General features: G+C 76.1%; 1 protein-coding gene. It reads left to right on the plus strand.

Annotated elements, in window-relative coordinates; all coding sequences use genetic code 11:
• Positions 1 to 282 precede the first annotated feature (282 nt).
• Positions 283 to 990: maltotransferase domain-containing protein (locus B7767_RS38850; RefSeq protein WP_143652896.1), on the plus strand; the 708-nt coding region annotated here is incomplete at its 3' end.

Here is a 990-nt window from a genome sequence, read left to right on the forward strand (position 1 = left end):
CCGGGTTCCGCGCGCGTAGTGGCGCCCGCGCGGGATGCCGGGCGCCGGCCGCACGGGACGGCACCGGCGGCCGTGGGAGCGTGCCCACCGGCGACCGGCCCCGTCCCGTGCGGACGGGGCCGGTCTTGTGTGTCGACATACGCGCGAGTAGTTAACAACGTGCCGGATTGCCCACCCGAACAGTGTGGGAAGGCTCCTGCGGGTACCCCCTCAGCAACACCACGCAGGACCCACCTCCCCACAGTCATCCGCCCACCCACGTTGACGCGGACAGGAGCGGTCATGCCCGCCAAGCACCACTCGTCATCCCCTCCGGCACCGGGCGCCGCCCGGACACCCGTGAAGCGCGGCGCCGGGTCCCCTCCGGTCCGCCCGGCCGAGACCGGCCCCCCGCCGCCCGCCCCCGAGACCGCCGTGGGGCGCATTCCCGTCCTCGACGTCCGGCCGATGGTCCGGCAGGGGCGCCGGCCGGCGAAGGCCGTGACCGGTGAGACGTTCGAGATCTCGGCGACCGTGTTCCGGGAGGGGCACGACGCGGTCGCCGCCGACGTGGTGCTGAAGGATCCCGAGGGGCGCCCGGGGCCGTTCACGCCGATGCGGGAGCTCGCGCCCGGCACGGACAGGTGGGGGGCGACCGTCACCGCCGGGGAGCCGGGGCTGTGGACGTACACCGTGGAGGCGTGGGGCGATCCGGTCACCACCTGGCGGCACCACGCGCAGATCAAGATCCCGGCGGGCATGGACACCGAGGTCGTCCTGGAGGAGGGCGCCCGGCTGTACGAGCGGGCGGCGGCCGGGGTGCCCGGCTCCGGGCCCGGAGGCGTCCTCCTCGCCGCCGTGGACGCCCTGCGCGACGAGAGCCGTCCGGCGGCGTCCCGGCTGGCGGCGGCGTTGACGCCGGAGGTGGACGCGGTGCTGGCCCGGCATCCGCTGCGGGAGCTGGTCACCAGCAGTGAGCCGCTGCCGCTGCTGGTGGAACGCGAGCGGGCC

The organism is Streptomyces sp. 13-12-16 (assembly GCF_002114215.1).
Taxonomy (GTDB): domain Bacteria; phylum Actinomycetota; class Actinomycetes; order Streptomycetales; family Streptomycetaceae; genus Streptomyces.